Here is a 17,935-nt window from a genome sequence, read left to right as displayed (position 1 = left end):
TGGATGCTGCCTGTATTGCTGTGGACGCTGCTCGTCTTCCATTGGTCTCATCAATCGTTTCGCGAGCAGAGCATACAGCCTTTATTGCATAAACTTTTCACAAAGGAGGAGATTCATGATTATATCCCGCAGGTGACGGTGCGCTACCATCATACGATTATTCGGGCGCAGTCCGATCCGATGCGGTTCATCGAATTTATTTTTCGTAAAACGTCCCATCTGGTTGTTTATGCCGTACTTGCCGCACTTGCGTATCAAGCTCTTTGTTTCTGGGGGAGCCGGCGGAGGAAGCGGATACTTTTTTCCCTGCTGTATGTCGTCGTGATCGCGATGGGGGATGAATGGGTTCAATCGGCCGCAGCTATGCGTACCAGCGCAATACAGGATGTTGTCTTGGATACAGCCGGAGGCTTGGCGGGATTATCGGCAGCCGTGTGGGCGGTGCCTTGGGGAATTCGGCTTTGGCGGACAAGCAACCGGATTAAAAGGCGGGAGGCCGGGAGATGAACAAACGACGCCGCTTGTTCCTTTGGGTGGGGACAGGCATCCTTTTAGCGGGAATGGCCGGGAGTTTTGCGGCCGTCCGGATTTCGGATGAAATGATCCGGACGGCGGCCTCCTTAAGTGACGGGCAAGCAGACGCCGAAGCCGACGCTGCGGGCAAGGAAGCACCGGAAGACCACCCGGTTCCGGGTGGCGGAGCTCCGGCTTCGCCCGGTGCGGATGCGCAGGACGGCTCCCGTCCGCAGGAAGCTTTCCCGGGCGTAAAAGCCGCGCCGGGCAGCGGGAAAGCTCCTGCGTCTTCGGCGCCGCCCGCCAGGCGGGACCCGGGAAAGGCCGGGCATCAGGCAGCCGGATCGGCGGAGGACGGCGACGGACGCGGCAGCGGAAGCGCGAAAAGCCGCTCCAAAGACCCGGCAGCCATATCGGCGGACCGGGCCGAGCGCCTAAGCGAGGAGATTTCCTGGTCGGAGCGGATGAAGATTACAACCGTTCTGCTGAAGCGGCTGCAGGCAAGCGATATCAAGCAGCTAAGCCTCCTGATGAAGGACGGCGTGTCACGCGAAGAAAAGAAAAAGGCGAAAGCGATCATCATGGCCAGGCTGAGCGAAAGCGAGTATAACGAACTGATTGCCATTGCGGGCAAATATGGCCTGAGCAAAGGCAAGTCGTATCAGCAATCCGTTAACGAGTGAGCTGCGGTTTTGTCAGAACGCCCGCCAAGAGGAGAGTGAAATTGTGAAAAAGTTAAATAAAGCGCTCGTGGCCGCACTGCTGCTGGCTCTGCTGTCCCCGGCTTTCCAGCCGGGTCAGGCGAATGCGCAGGCGGCGATGAATCAGAACGCCCGCGCGAGTTTTGATCAGCTTGCCAACAATGTGTGGGGTTTCCTGAATGAATATCTGCTCCCGATTCTTACGGGCGGCAATCAGAAGTTTCCTGTCCCTAAGCCTGAACCTAAACCAGACCCGACGCCGGTCCCGACACCGGTCCCAACACCGACTCCGGATTCCGGTAACGGGAAAGGCCAGAACAACGGCGGCGGTAAGGGGAACGGTAACGGCCAAGATAAAGGAAATAACGGAAACAACGGCCAAGGCAACAACGGCAACGGCCAAGGCAACAACGGCAACGGCCAAGGCAACAACGGCAACGGCCAAGGCAACAACGGCAATGGCCAAGGCAACAACGGCAATGGCCAAGGCAACAACGGCAACGGCCAAGGCAACAACGGCAACGGCCAAGGCAACAACGGCAACGGCCAAGGCAACAACGGCAATGGCCAAGGCAACAACGGCAATGGCCAGGGTAACAACGGCAACGGCCAGGGTAACAACGGCAACGGCGGCAAAGACCGTGACGACCGGTATGATTCCATCAATAAAGAAACGATCCGGAAGCTGAATGCGCTGAAAGCGGCGTGCCAGCGTGACCTTGTTTCTTACGCGATGCAGTTTGCGCAGGCGACGACAACGCACCAGAAGTCCACTATTTATAAGGAAGCTTCCGAGCGCTTCGCCCAGTGCGTGTCCGATTTCAAGGATATTGTGGGCAGTGCCCAGAATACGCTTCAGAATGAAGGCTTCAGCACGGACATTATCCAAGAATACCAGCGTGAGTACGATATTCAGATGGAGACGGGCCGCATGCTGCTGGATAACATTGTGAAGTAAGCGGGAACGGCCGGTGACGCGACAAGCGTTGCCGGTTTTTCCGTGCCGTTTTTCGTAAACCTACTATTATTAATACACGTCCAGAAGAAAACCGAGATAGGCCAGAAACAGAACGAACAAGAGAAAGACATCGAGGCCGTTGGGAAAAATCAGCGTGCGGACAAACTGAATGCAGATGAGCGGGAAAAGCACGCCCCGAACGGTGAACCGGGTTTTCCACCACCATTTTTGCATGAGTATCCCCCTCCGGTCATAAAAATTTCCGCTATCAGTTTATGCGGGCGCCTCCTTGGTTATGATGGGTAATAGTCCTTTTCGGATTGAAAAGATTGACGTTTTTGGTCCGTTTGGTTTATTATAAAGTGTAATTTAACGGTTTGCTTTACAAACATTTTTTATTACGTTGAATCGACGTGGATGGGGAGTAGTAGACGGCGAGCCCTTCAGAGAGTGGAATTGCAGCGCTGGAAGGTTCCACAGGGAGATAAACGGCCGTTCGAAGTCGCCCCGGAGTTGTTTGCGTGAGCATTCGTCCGCTTTAAGGCGGCGAAGTTTAGCGTGAACCGGCCCGCACCGTTATATGCGTCTCAAGTGTCACGTTCCGCTCGTTTCGGGAGCAGGCGTGAAATGAAGGTGGTACCACGGAAGCACATCCTTTCGTCCTTTGCGGCGAAGGGATTTTTTTGTTAGCTGGAGCAGCTGCGCAAGGTACTTGAATGGAGGAAATGGACTATGGCAGAAACAAGTGATAAAAACTCGGTATCCATGCCGACAACCTACGATCCCTCGCAAAGCGAGAAAAAATGGTACGATTACTGGATTTCTAACGGATTTTTCCGTGCAGGACAGCGTCCGGACGCGGAAACCTATACGATTGTAATCCCGCCGCCGAACGTAACGGGGATGCTGCACCTGGGCCACGCGCTCGATTTTACGCTGCAGGATATTCTGGTGCGCACGAAGCGGATGCAGGGCTATGATGCGCTCTGGCTTCCGGGCTCCGACCACGCGGGTATCGCCACACAAACCAAGGTGGAGCAAAAGCTGCGTGAAGAAGGGCTTTCCCGCTACGATCTCGGACGGGAGAAGTTCCTGGAGAAAGTGTGGGAATGGAAAGACCTGTACGCCGAAACCATCCGCGAGCAGTGGGCGAAAATGGGCTTTTCCCTCGATTATTCCCGTGAACGGTTTACGCTCGACGAAGGTTTGTCCAAAGCCGTACGCGAAGTTTTCGTAAGCCTGTACAACAAGGGCCTGATTTACCGCGGCAAATATATTATCAACTGGGACCCGAAAGCGCGTACCGCTTTGTCCGACATCGAGGTTGAATATAAAGAAATCCAGGGCAGCCTGTACCACCTCGTGTATCCGCTCAAAGACGGCAGCGGCTCCATTACGGTAGCGACTACCCGTCCGGAAACGATGCTCGGCGATACGGCCGTTGCCGTTCATCCGGAAGACGAGCGTTACAAGCACATGATCGGAAAAATGCTCGTGCTGCCGGTGGTCGGCCGTGAGATTCCGGTTATCGCCGACGAGTACGTCGAGAAAGATTTCGGCAGCGGAGCGGTTAAAATCACGCCGGCACACGATCCGAACGACTTCGAAGTGGGCAAGCGCCACGACCTGCCGCAAATTCTCGTGATGGACGAATCCGGCACGATGAACGTTAACGCCGGCCCTTACCAGGGACTGGACCGTGCGGACTGCCGCAAGAAAATCGTCGCCGACCTGCAGGAGCAGGGCGTCCTCGTCAAAATCGAGGAACACGTCCACCAGGTCGGACACAGCGAGCGCAGCGGCGCCGTTGTAGAGCCTTACTTGTCCACACAGTGGTTCGTGAAAATGCAGCCGCTTGCCGAACGCGCCATTGAAGCGCAGAAGAACGGCACCGGCGTCAACTTCGTTCCGGACCGTTTCGAGAAAATCTACCTGCAGTGGATCGAAAATGTACGCGACTGGTGCATTTCCCGCCAGCTCTGGTGGGGACACCGCATTCCGGCCTGGTACTGCGCGGACTGCGGCGAGGTGACCGTCGCTCAGCAGGACGCTCATGCCTGCGAGCACTGCGGAAGTGAAAATATCCGCCAGGATGACGACGTGCTGGATACGTGGTTCTCCTCCGCGCTCTGGCCGTTCTCCACACTCGGCTGGCCGGAGCAGACGGAAGATCTGCAGCGCTACTATCCGACGAACGTACTCGTCACCGGTTATGACATTATTTATTTCTGGGTCGCGCGGATGATTTTCAGCGGCTTGGAATTTACGGATCAGGTTCCGTTCAAGGACGTGCTGCTGCACGGCCTCATCCGCGACGCGGAAGGCCGAAAAATGTCCAAATCGCTGGGCAACGGCGTCGATCCTCTGGAAATTATCGAGAAATACGGCGCGGATGCGATGCGGTATATGCTTTCGACTTCGAGCACGCCGGGACAGGATTTGCGCTTCCGCATCGAGCGTGTGGAGCAGACGCGCAACTTCGCGAACAAGATCTGGAACGCTTCGCGTTTCGCGCTGATGAACCTCGAAGGATTCACGGCCGCGGACATCGATCTGAGCGGCAAGCTCGGAACGGCCGACCGCTGGATTCTGCACCGTCTGAACGAAACGGCACGCGATGTAACGCGTCTGATCGATCAATACGAATTCAGCGAAACCGGCCGTCTGCTGTATAACTTCATTTGGGACGATCTATGCGACTGGTATATCGAATTCAGTAAGCTCTCCCTGTACGGGGAGGATGAATCGGCCAAGAAAACGACGAAATCCGTTCTGGCCTATGTGCTTGACCGGACGCAGCGCCTGATTCACCCGTTTATGCCGTTTATTTCGGAAGAAATCTGGCAGCATCTGCCTCACGAAGGCGATACGATCACATTGGCCGCCTGGCCGGTGTACGATGCGCAGTTCGAAGCGCCGGAAGCGGTACGCGAAATGGAGCTGCTTATGGACATTATCCGCGCCGTGCGCAACATCCGTGCGGAAGTGAACGTTCCGATGAGCAAGAAGATCGAGCTGCTCGTCAAGCCTTCCGGCCAGGACGTAGAGACGATTCTTTCTCGCAACGAAGAGTACCTCCGCCGTTTCTGCAGCACCTCGGAGCTGAGCATTTCCGCGGAACTCGCGTCGCCGGATAAGGCGATGACGGCTGTCGTGACGGGAGCGGAGCTGTTCCTGCCGCTCGCGGGACTTATCGATATCGCTCAGGAAGTCGCCCGTCTGGAGAAAGAAATGCAGACGCTCATCGGGGAAGTGACCCGGATCGAGAAGAAGCTTTCCAACGAAGGCTTTATCGCCAAAGCTCCTGCCAAGGTTATAGAAGAAGAAAAAGCGAAAATGGCCGACTACGCGGATAAGCGCGACAAAGTCGTTGCCCGTCTGGCCGAACTGAAAGCCTAAGCCTGCATTATATCGCGGTGCACCCCGTCCGTTTTGACGTGGAGCACCGCGATTCACATCAATTAAAGGGATGATAGTCATGGAACAATACACAGAAGAGGCTTCCCCGTTCAAGACTTATACCGAAGCAGTGAACTGGATCACCGGTCTCGTGCCGGTCGGCATCAAACCCGGACTCAAACGAATGGACCTGCTGATGGAGAAACTCGGTCATCCTCACCGGAGACTGAAGTTTATACACGTCGGCGGCACGAACGGCAAAGGCTCGACCTGCGCCTTTCTGACGAAGGTGCTTATCCGCAGCGGATACGATGTCGGAACCTTTACGTCCCCATATCTCGAAAAGTTTACGAACCGTATACAGTATAACGGTCAAGATATTGAAGAAGAGCATCTGCTGCTTCTGGCGAACCGGCTGAAACCGATCGCCGACGAACTGGAAGAGACCGAGCTCGGTTCCCCGTCGATGTTCGAAATTTGCACGGCGCTAGCGCTCTTGTATTTCGGCACAGTCACGTTCCCGGATTATGTCGTTCTGGAAGTGGGGCTCGGCGGCCGTCTTGACTGCACCAACATCGTATCGCCGGTCATTTCCGTTATCACGAACATTGGCCACGATCATATGGATATTCTCGGCGATACACTGGAGCAGGTGGCGCTTGAGAAGGCGGGCATCATTAAGCCCGGCGTGCCCCTGGTTACGACCGTTGAACAGCCCGAGCTTGCAGAACTGTTTATCCGGGATGCGAAGAGCAAACGCACAACAGTTTATCTCCTGGGCAAGCAGTTTACCTTCGAGCCCGTATCCACGGAACTGGACGGCCAGAAGCTGAACTTCACGGGTCCGTTCCGTTCGATCGAGAACGTGCCGGTTTCCCTCAACGGGGCGCACCAATTGAAAAATGCCGCCGCGGCGCTGATGACGCTCGAAGTTTTGCGCCAGTATAACGCGCTCATCGTGGACGACGAAGATCTTTTCGCCGCCATGAGCGAAACGCAGTGGCCCGGCCGCCTTGAAATGGTTTCCGACAATCCGCGGATTCTGCTGGACGGAGCCCATAATCCCGAGGGGGCGCAGACGCTGGCCGCCGCACTGAATGACACGTATTCCTACAAGAAACTGCATTTGATGGCCGGCATGTTGTCCACGAAGAATCAACCCGGCTATTTCAGGCATATACTACCAATGGTGGATACGCTTATCCTTACGGAACCGGATTTTCATAAAAAAGAAAATGCATCCCGTCTGGCCGACCGGGCCCGGGAGACCCTCCGTGAACTGGACGTGAACCGGGATATCGATATCGTGGTGGAACCGGATTGGAAAAAAGCCCTAGAACAACTGAAGCAGCGAACGGGACAGGATGATCTGGCGGTCGTATCCGGCACGCTCTACCTGATTTCTGATGTTCGTTCTTGGCTCTTATACACGACCGACTCTGAAAAAGGATGGTGAGAACGACATTGAATACCCCAGAACACGTACATTTTATCGGCATCGGCGGCTACGGTATGAGTGCGATCGCCAAAGTGATGCTGGAAATGGGTTATCAGGTATCCGGCTCCGATCTGGCCCAGCAGGAACTGACGGAAAAGCTTCGGGCCAAAGGCGCCCGCGTCTATATCGGGCATGAAGCTCAGAACGTGAACGGAGCGGACCTCGTGGTTTACTCCACGGCGTTGTCCAAGGACAATGTGGAAATGGTCGCGGCCGGAGAGCAGAACATTCCCGTCATTCACCGCTCGCAAATGCTCGCGAGATTGATGAATGAACGCAAAGGCATCGCGGTAGCCGGAGCGCACGGCAAAACGACCACCTCTTCCATGATCGCCCTTGTGATGGAGCACTGCGGAACAGATCCGACGTATATCATCGGCGGCGAAATCATGAACATCGGCTCGAATGCCAAAGCGGGCAAAGGCGACTACGTCGTAGCCGAAGCGGACGAGAGCGACGGCACTTTCCTGCAGTATCATCCGACGCTTGCCCTTGTGAATAACATCGAAGCGGATCATCTGGAAAACTATGACGGAGATTTCGAGAATCTGAAAAAAGCCTATGCCCAGTTCCTCAGCCAGGTGAGAGAAGACGGCAAGGCGATCATTTGTCTCGATGACGAATATTTGCGGGGCATGCTTCCGCAGATCAAAAGCGAGACCCTTACTTACGCCATCGACCGGGATGCCGACTATGTGGCGACGGATATCGAGCTGGGCGACCGGAAAGTGTCCTTCAGCGTTCGCCGCGGCGGCGAGACGCTCGGCAAGCTGCGCTTGTCGGTTCCCGGCCGGCACAACGTATACAATGCGATGGCAACGCTGATTACGTGTCTGGAAGCGGGCCTTACCTTTGACCAGATCGCCGAGGCGATCCACGAATTCCGCGGCGCCAAACGAAGATTTCAGGTGCTGGGCGAAGTGAACGACATTCTCGTAATCGACGATTACGCCCATCATCCCACGGAAATCGAGGCGACGATCTCTGCGGCCAAAGCGACGGGCAAGCATCTTATCGCGGTGTTCCAGCCCCAGCGCTATACGCGTACGTTTTACTTATTCGAGCAGTTCAGCCATGCGTTCAAAGAGGCGGACGAGGTGCTGATCACCGACATCTACTCACCCGCCGGCGAGAAGCAGATCGAAGGCATCAGCTCCGAGAAGCTCGTCGAACTGATCCGCAAGAACAGCAATCCGAACGTCACCTATATCCCGACCCGCGGCGAAGCGGAAGTCTACTTGACGGACCGCGTTAAACCGGGTGATCTCGTGATCACGATGGGAGCCGGAGACATTTGGAAAACGGCGGACGGTCTCGCCAAAACGCTTCGCGCCCGCTATGAGGCGGAGTAAAGAAGTTTTTTCAACCTAACAAAATAAAACAAAACATACTGCACGCCACAGTACGAAAACCTTCCTCAGCCTACGCTGACGGGAGGTTTTTTTATGGGGAATAAGCATGCCGAGAAGGGAAGCGTTTCGCGAGTTAAACGGCTAGTTGTTTTTCTTTCTCAATCTCTCTAGTTCCGTAAAATCGTTAGTTATCCCTATTAGCTCCTGTGTTTTGGTTTTTACTAGAACGTATGTAGGATACGACGTGATTTTAAACTTATCTATAGGCGGATTGTAAGAGATCACGTCGATACCGAGCCCTTTAAGCCGCTCCTCGGTCAAAGGAATATAGGGATTAAATACGTACAGAGTAGTGGATGAGTTAGAGTTTGTCAGGTTTGACGTAAGAGCGATAAAGCCCAAGACAGCGAGTATACTTGCACGCAGCAGCAAAGAGTTCCTTTTGTTGATCGGGGCCATGATTCGGGTTCCTCCGTTTATCCACTTTATACTTATAGCATATAGAACGATAAGGAAAATTCCCACTCTAGTAAAATTTTCAGAGGCCCGGACATATTTTTCCGCTTTCGTTCATAGGCTGATAGTAGAACGCGGATAAGGAGATGGGCCGTATGAACAAAGCGAGAATTTCTTACCGTATAGACGGAAACGACCGGACAAACCGTAAAGAAGATAAATCGGGCGGTAAAGTTATTCCTTTAACGAAAGAGGAGTTTTCGGTTTCGGAAGCTCTTTGGAGAGACGCGGAGGCGGATAGAGCGAAAAAAGCCCGGCAAAACCGGAGGGACACGGAAGCGGGTCCCCGGAACCGGGAAGGACTGAATGAATATACGGCCGACTTCGGTACATGGCAAAGTCCTTATGATGCCGAAACGGAACGGATCGCCAAGCTTATCCGGGAATCCGAACCGGGTTACCGGGGAGATTCCGGTTATTTTGAGAGCACGATTAACGAACGTTTCAGGGAAGAAAAAGAAAGAAGACAGGAATATGAGGAATTGGACCGGACCGCGTACACGGAACGTAGAGACGAGGAAGCGACCGCACGGCAGATGAGGGATTTTGAGGGGCCGTCCGAGCAGGAGGGCGAATATACGGATTACCGGTTCCGGGAGAAACCGTCCGTGGAGCGCGGCAATTCAGGTGAACGGGGACGTGAAGAACGCTATCCGCTTCCGCCAAATCTCGGCTGGCCGGAGGATCCAAGCGGCTTTATCGATCACGGGACGGCCTCCCTGCCCGGCTATAACAGCCTCCGTGCCGCTCAAGAAGACGAGCGTGAGGATGACGGCTATACGCGTTCCGAATACAACGGTGTGCAGGATACGAGGGACAGAAGGTTTAGGTCCTCCTCGGAAGAGAGGAGTTTCCATGACCGGCAGCTTGCGGAAGCGCCGCATTCGGGGCAGAGGCGCAATCCGCCCGTCTATTATGAAGGCGAAGGGGCAGATTATCGCAGAGAGCCCGTTTACGAAGATTCGTACAACCGGCTGCATTGGGAGGAGCCCGTAAAATCGGGCGTGCGGATTTCCCGCTCGGGCAGCGGCGGCTTTTTGCGCATCGCCACATCGGTTGCGGGAGCGATGGTAACCGGGGCGGCCTTCGGCTATTTTGTCCTTTCCATGTTCTCGGGAGGGGCGGAGAAGCCGATCACGATCGACGCGGGTCCGGCCGCGACCGCCCAGGCCCAGCCGAGCCCCGGGGCCGTCACGCCGCTGAAGCCGGATGCCTCCGCCCCGGCCGCTTCGGCTCCGTCGGCGGGCACGGCCGTTGCCGCCCCGCCGGTCGGAGGGCCGACTGCGGCGGCCTCGATCCCGGCGCGCTCCTACACCGTGCTGCAGAACGGCATCTTCAGCACGCCGCAGAGCGCGGAGACCGCCCGCGCCGACGCGCGGGGCAAAGGCGCTGCGGCGGTAGCGGAACCCGGCACGAAGACGACGGTGTACGTCGGACTCACCGGGAGCAAGGAGGACGCCGCGAAGCTGAAGACAGCCCTTGCCGCCAAGAAAATCGAAGTCTTCGCGAAGCCGCTCGATCTTCCCGCTGTCGGCAAGGTGTACTGGAAGAGCGGCAGCGCCCAGCCGCTCGCGGATTATCTCGCGCAGGGCGCAAAGGTCGCCGGCACGGCCGGCAGCCTCTCCGCCGCGAAGATGGCGGAGGCTTCGCCGGGCGCGCTCGACGCGGCTTCGCTGCAGCCGCTCGACGCCGCCGCCAAGGCGTGGGCGGCTCTGCAGCCGGCGGTAGCCGCGGGAATCCCCGACGCGGCCAAGCCGCAGGTCGAGGAGATGAACGCGGCTCTCGCCAAGGCGGTCGCGAAGCTCGGCGAGTACGGCAAGTCGCCGTCCGCCCCGCTTCTGGCCGAAGCCCAAGAGGCGCTGATGCAGTACGTCGTCGCCGAGAAGCGCCTGATGCAGCAGCTGACCGCCGCATCGGCGTAGGCTCAATCCGCCGCTCCATCACGCAAAAACACGGCCTGCGAATTCGCAGGCCGTGTTGGTTTTTAGGGCTGAAGCTTGGAGTAGCGGTCCATCATGACGGCAATCTCCGCCCGGGTTATGTAACGGTTCGGTTTAAATTCCGTCGGGCTTGTCCCGTCGACGATACCGGCCTTCGTCAGTGTATAGACGGCGCCGGCGCACCACATGGAAGCGGGAACGTCGGAGAAAACGTCCTGCCCGGCCGGCGGCGTTAAAGTCGGCGTGCCTTTCATTTCGCGAAGCCGCTGAAGAATAGCGGATACTTCACCGCGAGTGATCGCCTGGTTCGGTCGTACGGTTTGATCCGCGTATCCGTCGAGTAGTCCGAGGCGGACGGCTTTTGTCATCACCGGATAGGACCACTGGGTGGATTTCAAATCGCCGAAAGCGGGTGCGGGTGAAGAATTTACCGTCCCGAGCAGGCCGTCGAAACCGAAGACGCGGTCCATCACGGTTACGAATTCCGCGCGTGTCAGCGCCCGGTTAGGCTCGAAATTGTTTCCGATGCCTTCCATCCAGCCTTTGTCTTTGATGCGCAGGATGGCTTCGCGTGCCCAGTGCCCGGCCGTATCCGGGAAAACCGGCGGCTGATAAGAAACGACACCGTCTGCGATCGCTTTTGCCATTTTGGTGCGGAACGCCGGATCGGCGAGCAAATCCGCTTCTTTTTTATTGCTCAAAAAGCCGGTTTCGACAAGGATGCTCGGAATTTTTCCTTTGCGGACGACATAAACCGCGCTTGGCACCAGACCTTGATCCTTCAATCCGGTTTGTGACAGGACGGAGCTTAACACCTTTTGAGCCAGCAGCCTGCTGGAAGGTGTAAGGGCTTCCATTTCAGGACTGGCGGGATAATCGTCCTGGGGATAGCGGCTGTCGTAATACAGCACCTGCGATCCGTTCGCGGCCGAGCTCGGATTTGAATTGGCATGCACGGATACGAAAACGTCCGCGTTCTGGGCATTTGTAAATTGAACTCGCTCGTCAAGGGACAAATAACGGTCGTCCGACCGGGTCATCACGACATCAACGCCCTTTTTCTTGAGCTCGTCGCGGAGCTTCAAAGAAACGTCGAGGTTGACCGTTTTTTCATTGAGACCGTTTACACCGACGGCTCCCGGATCTTTCCCGCCGTGACCGGGATCGACGACAACCTTGTAGGCCATCGCCTCGTAAGGAAAGACCAGCAGAAGCGCGAGGGTCAGCCCTGCTAATTTTGTAGTTTTTTTCATCCTGTTTTTCCCCTCCCGTTTCCAATTGTACAGGGACTTTCCAGGTTAGTAAGCCGGAAATATGTTACAATTTGTTGTTTTTTCGGATTGATGCCAAACGCGCCGCTTCGTATAATAAGGGAGAAACAAGGGAAGAGAGAGGATAACGGATGAAGAAAAACGGCTTCACCCTCGTTCTGTTTTTAGTGATCGGTCTTGTCGTCGGCATCATTGTGGGACAACTGCTAGCACCGGTCAAAGCACTGGCGTTCCTGACCAAAACGACGGATATCGTCTGGCAGCCCAAAGCGGACCTGCAGGTCATCCAGTATGATATCCTTTTGCAGATTAAACTGAATTTGTGCAGCATTATAGGCCTCGCGGCCGCTTTCTGGCTGTACCGCAAGGTATAGCCCGTGAGAAGAAGAAAGTAAATTTCTAAGAAAAAAGTGGAGGCATACCGCTATGAGCCAATCGGGCAGCGCGCCCTATGAGCAGGGCATTAAACTGATTCTCGCATCCTCATCGCCCAGACGGCAGGAGCTGCTGAAAGGGATGGGGCTGAATTTTGAAATTATTTCCAGTGATGCAGATGAAACCGTGGAGGAGAGCCTGAGCCCCCGGGAGATCGTCGAGACGCTTGCCGTGCGCAAAGCGGAGGCCGTATCGGTCTCTTTACCAGTTTCGTACGCGCCGGATAGAACCGTCGTCATCGGGTCCGACACGATTGTGGTCCTGGGCGGGGAAGTGCTGGGCAAGCCCAGAGACGAGCGGGACGCTCTTCGCATGCTGTCCGCTTTGCAGGGCCAAACTCACGAGGTATTCAGCGGAGTCGCCTGCCTAAGCGCGGACCGCAGGAATGTTTCGGTGAGCCACCGCCGGACGAAAGTCACGATGAAAGCGATGGACGAGCAGCGGATTCTCCGGTACATCGGGACGGGCGAGCCTTCGGATAAGGCGGGGGCATACGCGATTCAGGGAATCGGGGCCACCTTGATCGAGGGAATAGAAGGGGACTATTTCAATGTCGTCGGTCTTCCGGTGTCTCTTCTGAGCGAGATGCTCGAGCCTTTCGGCATCCGTGTCATCTAAGTAGATGCACCCGGCCCTGAACCGTTTTCATTAAGAACCGATTCTGTTACAATAGAGAGAACATCAGGAGAAAGGAGGGCTATGTCATGAACAGCGAATTTACGATTGCCGTGCACAGTCTGGTGCTTCTTGCCCATTTGCCGGAACACATGGCTTCGAGCGATGATATTGCTTCCAACGTTTGCACCCATTCCGCGCGCATCCGCAAAATTATGGGCTGTCTGCGCAAAGCCGGATTTGTTCGCACCAAGGAAGGATGCGGGGGCGGATTTATTCTTAATCACGACCCGGATGAGATTACGCTCGGCGACATTTATCAGCTAACTTCGCTCGGCACCCTCAAACCGAACTGGTGTTCGGGCGACCAGGGAAATGATTGTCTTGTTTCTGCGAACATGCAGAATGTAATGGACAACATGTTGGATGGAGCCGAACAGAATATGATTCAATATTTGAAAGGCGTGACGATCGGCAGCATGCTCCGCACCTTGAACGAGACGGAGAAGAAAGCCGCCGATGCCGAGAAGAATCTGATTTCCTGAAGCGGCGTCAGCCTTCGCTAAGTGTTCAAGGACATGCAGGCGCCCGCTTTATTGCAACGATACATCATGAGGAAAGACACCCGGTGCTGCGGGGCGGCGCGGACTCAGCTTTCACAAGGCGCGATTTCTCCGTCAGGGAGACGTTTTGCCGGTCCGTCCGCCTGTCTTCTTGGGTCCTGGAGGACGTTGCTTTCCTTGCCGTTTTCTCATTCGCCGAGTCGGTTGAATGGCTAAGCTTGATTTTCCCCTTCCATGCACTTCGCTATCTTTCCGCTTTCGGGCCCCTGCGCCCTTGGTTTTTTACCTTCCATTACCTTCTCTTCTTCGCGAGTTTATTGCTGTTTGTCTCTCCCGCATTCCGTTTTAATTTTCCTTCTCCGCTGACGCATCTTGTTTTCCGATCCGTTCTTTCCTTTGCTGCCGCCTCCCCTAGCACATCGGCTTTTTAATCCTGCTGTTAGAAAAATCCCTCTAAGTCCATCTTCAGAACAAGAACCCGCCGTTAGAATATTTACCTCTGAGTGATCCTTTGTATTTTTTGTCGAGGTGTGCAGACTTTTTTAGGACCTGAATCGTCCTATTTAACAGCCCCTCTGACCTTTGTATGGTTTTGTGCGGTTTTATAGGATGACCGCATAGGTATAAGCGAATGATCTCTGTCGATTTTCACAGGCATTTCCGTTCTGGTCACCCCGCTTCTGTTGTTTGGGGATGCTCCAGTTAAAACCAGCCTTCACAGCGGCCGAATGAAGACGGCAAAAGCCCGGCAGACAGCGTTTTTCGGACGTTCGGCACCCGTTTTAAAGGAAATGTTGGAAATTGGCTTAAGAACATACCGGAAGAGGGGAATATATGATATCATCAATTGTCACCTTGCGTGAAATTCCACCGGAAGAGAGACCCCGCGAAAGAATGATGCAGCTCGGGGCTTCATCGCTCAGCAGTGCCGAACTGCTGGCTATCCTGGTTCGTACGGGAACCTATTCCGAGTCTGCTTTGGCGCTCGCACAGCGGATTCTTTCCGATACGGGAGGACTCCGGGGGCTAGTGGAAGCCAGCCGGGAAGAACTTGTCCGAATCAAGGGAATAGGCGACGCCAAGGCGCTCCAGATTATGGCCGGAATTGAGCTCGGAAGACGAATTTCCCGGACCCGCACGGAAGAAATCACGACGGTGCGCTCTCCGTTTGATGTTTTCGATCTGCTTAAGGACGAACTGCGCTATTTGCAGAAAGAACACTTCGTTTGTTTGTTCCTCAATACGAAAAACCACATCATCGGACGCGAAACGCTGTCCATCGGAAGTTTGAACGCCTCCATTGTGCATCCGCGCGAAGTTTTCCGCGCCGCGATTCAGCGCAGCAGCGCCTCCATCGTTTGTGTACATAACCACCCCAGCGGGGATCCAACGCCTAGTCCACAGGACATTGAACTTACGCACAGGCTGACAGAGGCCGGTGATATCATAGGGATCGAAGTACTCGATCATATTGTCATCGGGGATGACCGCTATGTCAGTTTGAAGGAGCATGGTCATATGTAATATAATAAAGATTATGTTCGTGGAAAGACCCCTAATTTCGACAATGACTACGAAAACTATGACGAAACAATAAACCGTCGGTATTTTTTTGCTGCCATTTAAGCAGTTAATCAGACAGAAGATGGATTTTGGGAAGGAGCCGTTTTATTATGTTCGGAGGTTTTACAAAGGATTTAGGTATCGATTTGGGTACTGCCAATACATTGGTGTATTTGAAGGGCAAAGGAATTATCGTGAGGGAGCCGTCGGTAGTTGCCATCCGCACGGATACGAAAACCATTGAGGCCGTCGGCGACAACGCGAAGAAAATGATCGGACGTACGCCGGGCAACATCCGTGCCATTCGTCCCATGAAAGACGGCGTAATCGCGGATTTCGAAACGACCGCCACGATGATCCGTTATTTCTTACGTCAGGCGCAGAAGGATCGTTTCATGTTCCAGCGCCATCCGAATGTCATGGTCTGCGTACCTTCCGGCATTACGGCGGTTGAGAAGCGCGCCGTGGAAGACGCGACCAAGCAGGCCGGCGCACGTGACGCTTATACGATCGAGGAGCCGTTCGCGGCCGCAATCGGCGCGGATCTACCCGTCTGGGAACCGACGGGAAGCATGGTTGTGGACATCGGCGGCGGTACGACCGAAGTGGCCGTTATTTCTCTCGGAGGAATCGTGACGAGCCGCTCCATCCGCATCGCGGGCGATGAGATGGACGAAGCCATCACTCAGTACATCAAGCGCACCTACAACCTGATGATCGGCGAGCGCACGGCGGAAACGCTGAAAATGGAAGTGGGCTCCGCCCTGCCAATGGAACAGCCAGAGTTTCTCGAAATCCGCGGCCGAGACCTCGTGACAGGTCTGCCGAAGACGATTTCCGTCACTTCCGACGAAATTACGGATGCGTTGACCGACACTGTGAACGCCATTATCGACGCGGTTAAAGTAACGCTGGAGAAATGTCCTCCCGAGCTGGCCGCCGACATTATGGATCGCGGTATCGTGCTGACGGGCGGGGGAGCCCTGCTTCGCAATCTCGATAAACTGCTTGCAGGCGAAACCGGGATGCCGGTTATCGTGGCGGATAATCCGCTTGATTGTGTAGCCATCGGGACCGGCCGCGCCCTGGATCACATCCATCTGTTCAAAGGTGCCAAATCCGGCGCCAAATACAGACGCTAGTCTGACTGTGCCGACGGAGAAGGTGTTGAATTGTTGAAATTCATGGGGAACAAGAGGCTGATGGTTCTGCTTGTGGGTCTCATCTGTTTTTTCATTCTGATGGGACTTACGCTTAGCGGACGGACGAAATTTTACTGGCCGGAAAAATTTCTGAAAGATTCGATCGCTTGGACGCAGAGCGTATTTTACAGACCCGCGGCGGGCGTGGCGGGCTTCTTTGAGGACGTCGGCAAGCTTAAAACCATCTATGACGAGAATCAGATCTTGAAAAAAAGACTGACCGACTACGCACTCGCTACCCAGCAGCTGAACGCGCTTGAAGATCAGAACAAACGGTATAAAGAAGCTTTGGAGTTCACGGAGCGCCAGAAACAAGTGTCCAATTATAAATACCGGATTGCTGACGTGATTGCGGCAAGTCCCGACCCTTATAACGGGACCATCACCGTAAATCTGGGCGAGAAAGACGGCATCAAGCCCAATATGGCCGTTATTAACGTGGACGGTCTTCTCGGCCGGGTGCTCACCGTAACGGAATTCACCTCCAATGTGCAGCTTCTTACGGATTTGAGCGATACCAACAACAAGGCGCCCGCTATTTCCGCAACCGTCAAAGGCAAGGAGTACAAATCCGCCGAAGGCCAAGGGTCTTACGGGATCATTGAGTCGTACGACAAGGAAAAGGGCCTGCTCGTGATGAACAAAGTCGATCAGAACGACAAGCTTGCGGTCGGCGACACCGTCATTACCTCCGATATCGGCAAAGTATTCCCAAGCGGTATTCCGGTAGGAACGGTCGTTTCCCGCGAGCCCGGGGATTTCGGGATTACCCAGAAAGCGTTGATCAAACCTTTCGCTGATTTCAGACATATCCGGGAAGTCTTTATCATCGAAATACCCGAGGTGAAATAGCCATGGTACGCAACTCGCTCTGGCTCATTCTGTTCTCGCTGCTCATATTGGAAGGATCGCTCATTCATTGGCTGATTCCGGATTCCTGGCAGCAAAGCGTCCGGATCTCTTCCAATTTCATGCTGATCATTATTTTGTATATCGGACTTTATTTAAACCGGCATTCTGCACTGCTGTATGGCCTCGGTTTCGGGCTGCTTCACGATTTCGTCTATTTCGGACACATACTCGGCGTCTACTCCTTCGGATTCGGACTGGTCGGCTACGTCGCGGGGCTTCTTCCTCGCAGGCAGACGAACCTTATTTTCACTACCTTGATGACGATGGGAGTCGGCGTTCTTATTTTCGAGATTATCAAATTCGGAATCAACCGTTTATTTAACATCGTAACGGTGAATTTTCAGTTTGCGTTTACCCATATTATGCTGCCGAGCGTGTTGTTCAACATGTTGTTCGCCCTCGCGGTATACATTCCGATGCGCAAGCTTATGGAAGCCCTCCAAGGCCAAGGATCTAGAGCGAAACATTAATTTTGACCGTTCTTTTTCACCCGGCAG

General features: G+C 54.7%; 16 protein-coding genes. 14 read left to right on the top strand and 2 right to left on the bottom strand.

Annotated features, from left to right (window positions below; translation table 11 throughout):
- Positions 1-15: 15 nt before the first annotated feature.
- From PCH01S_RS14755 to PCH01S_RS14745, 3 genes are read left to right on the top strand one after another with little or no spacing between them, the layout of a single operon-like run.
- A complete protein-coding gene (locus PCH01S_RS14755) occupies positions 16-507 on the top strand; it encodes a VanZ family protein (RefSeq protein WP_042230484.1) in 492 nt (163 codons plus the stop codon).
- The gene (locus tag PCH01S_RS14750) at positions 504-1,196 is read left to right on the top strand and encodes a hypothetical protein (protein WP_042230482.1); all 693 of its coding nucleotides are present in this window, start codon (positions 504-506) and stop codon (positions 1,194-1,196) included. The genes PCH01S_RS14755 and PCH01S_RS14750 overlap by 4 nt, the downstream gene beginning before the upstream one ends.
- A gap of 43 nt (positions 1,197-1,239) precedes the next feature.
- Complete coding sequence (locus PCH01S_RS14745; RefSeq protein WP_042230480.1) at positions 1,240-2,172, top strand: hypothetical protein; 933 nt, start codon at positions 1,240-1,242, stop codon at positions 2,170-2,172.
- A 69-nt stretch (positions 2,173-2,241) separates the two neighbouring features.
- Here the strand turns inward: PCH01S_RS14745 and PCH01S_RS30905 are convergent, their stop codons facing one another.
- Positions 2,242-2,406, bottom strand: coding sequence for a hypothetical protein (locus PCH01S_RS30905; protein ID WP_009672975.1), 165 nt, complete (start codon positions 2,404-2,406; stop codon positions 2,242-2,244).
- A 498-nt stretch (positions 2,407-2,904) separates the two neighbouring features.
- On the opposite strand from PCH01S_RS30905, the gene PCH01S_RS14740 reads away from it, so the two are divergent.
- The 4 genes from PCH01S_RS14740 (at position 2,905) to PCH01S_RS14720 (ending at position 10,859) form a co-directional block, all read left to right on the top strand.
- Positions 2,905-5,571 carry a valine--tRNA ligase gene (locus tag PCH01S_RS14740; RefSeq protein ID WP_042230479.1) on the top strand — a complete coding sequence of 889 codons (2,667 nt, stop codon included), beginning with the start codon at positions 2,905-2,907 and terminating at the stop codon, positions 5,569-5,571.
- A 79-nt stretch (positions 5,572-5,650) separates the two neighbouring features.
- Entirely contained in the window at positions 5,651-7,027 is a 1,377-nt protein-coding gene (locus PCH01S_RS14735; protein ID WP_042230478.1) for a bifunctional folylpolyglutamate synthase/dihydrofolate synthase, read from the top strand.
- An 8-nt stretch (positions 7,028-7,035) separates the two neighbouring features.
- Positions 7,036-8,421 carry a UDP-N-acetylmuramate--L-alanine ligase gene (murC, locus tag PCH01S_RS14730; RefSeq protein ID WP_042230476.1) on the top strand — a complete coding sequence of 462 codons (1,386 nt, stop codon included), beginning with the start codon at positions 7,036-7,038 and terminating at the stop codon, positions 8,419-8,421.
- Positions 8,422-9,032: 611 nt separating this feature from the next.
- A complete protein-coding gene (locus tag PCH01S_RS14720) occupies positions 9,033-10,859 on the top strand; it encodes an SPOR domain-containing protein (RefSeq protein ID WP_042230473.1) in 1,827 nt (608 codons plus the stop codon).
- 62 nt (positions 10,860-10,921) lie between these two features.
- Here PCH01S_RS14720 and PCH01S_RS14715 read toward each other — a convergent pair whose 3' ends face one another.
- Entirely contained in the window at positions 10,922-12,130 is a 1,209-nt protein-coding gene (locus tag PCH01S_RS14715; RefSeq protein ID WP_042230472.1) for an N-acetylmuramoyl-L-alanine amidase, read from the bottom strand.
- 149 nt (positions 12,131-12,279) lie between these two features.
- On the opposite strand from PCH01S_RS14715, the gene PCH01S_RS14710 reads away from it, so the two are divergent.
- The 7 genes from PCH01S_RS14710 (at position 12,280) to mreD (ending at position 17,908) form a co-directional block, all read left to right on the top strand.
- The gene (locus PCH01S_RS14710) at positions 12,280-12,522 is read left to right on the top strand and encodes a DUF4321 domain-containing protein (protein WP_009672966.1); all 243 of its coding nucleotides are present in this window, start codon (positions 12,280-12,282) and stop codon (positions 12,520-12,522) included.
- 52 nt (positions 12,523-12,574) lie between these two features.
- Positions 12,575-13,201, top strand: coding sequence for a Maf family protein (locus PCH01S_RS14705; RefSeq protein WP_042230470.1), 627 nt, complete (start codon positions 12,575-12,577; stop codon positions 13,199-13,201).
- Positions 13,202-13,287: 86 nt separating this feature from the next.
- Positions 13,288-13,743: an RrF2 family transcriptional regulator gene (locus tag PCH01S_RS14700; RefSeq protein WP_042230469.1), complete on the top strand. Its 456-nt coding sequence runs from the start codon at positions 13,288-13,290 to the stop codon at positions 13,741-13,743.
- Between the two features lie 852 nt (positions 13,744-14,595).
- Positions 14,596-15,285, top strand: a complete 690-nt coding sequence (radC, locus tag PCH01S_RS14690) for a RadC family protein (protein WP_042230465.1) — start codon at positions 14,596-14,598, stop codon at positions 15,283-15,285.
- Positions 15,286-15,434: 149 nt separating this feature from the next.
- The gene (locus PCH01S_RS14685) at positions 15,435-16,466 is read left to right on the top strand and encodes a rod shape-determining protein (RefSeq protein ID WP_042230463.1); all 1,032 of its coding nucleotides are present in this window, start codon (positions 15,435-15,437) and stop codon (positions 16,464-16,466) included.
- Positions 16,467-16,499: 33 nt separating this feature from the next.
- On the top strand, positions 16,500-17,378 hold the full coding sequence (mreC, locus tag PCH01S_RS14680; RefSeq protein WP_042230697.1) for a rod shape-determining protein MreC: 879 nt from the start codon (positions 16,500-16,502) through the stop codon (positions 17,376-17,378).
- Between the two features lie 2 nt (positions 17,379-17,380).
- Positions 17,381-17,908 carry a rod shape-determining protein MreD gene (gene mreD / locus PCH01S_RS14675; RefSeq protein ID WP_042230461.1) on the top strand — a complete coding sequence of 176 codons (528 nt, stop codon included), beginning with the start codon at positions 17,381-17,383 and terminating at the stop codon, positions 17,906-17,908.
- Positions 17,909-17,935: the final 27 nt, after the last annotated feature.

The organism is Paenibacillus chitinolyticus NBRC 15660 (genome assembly GCF_000739915.1).
GTDB lineage: Bacteria > Bacillota > Bacilli > Paenibacillales > NBRC-103111 > Paenibacillus_F > Paenibacillus_F chitinolyticus.
This window is presented reverse-complemented; position numbering and strand designations above follow the sequence as displayed.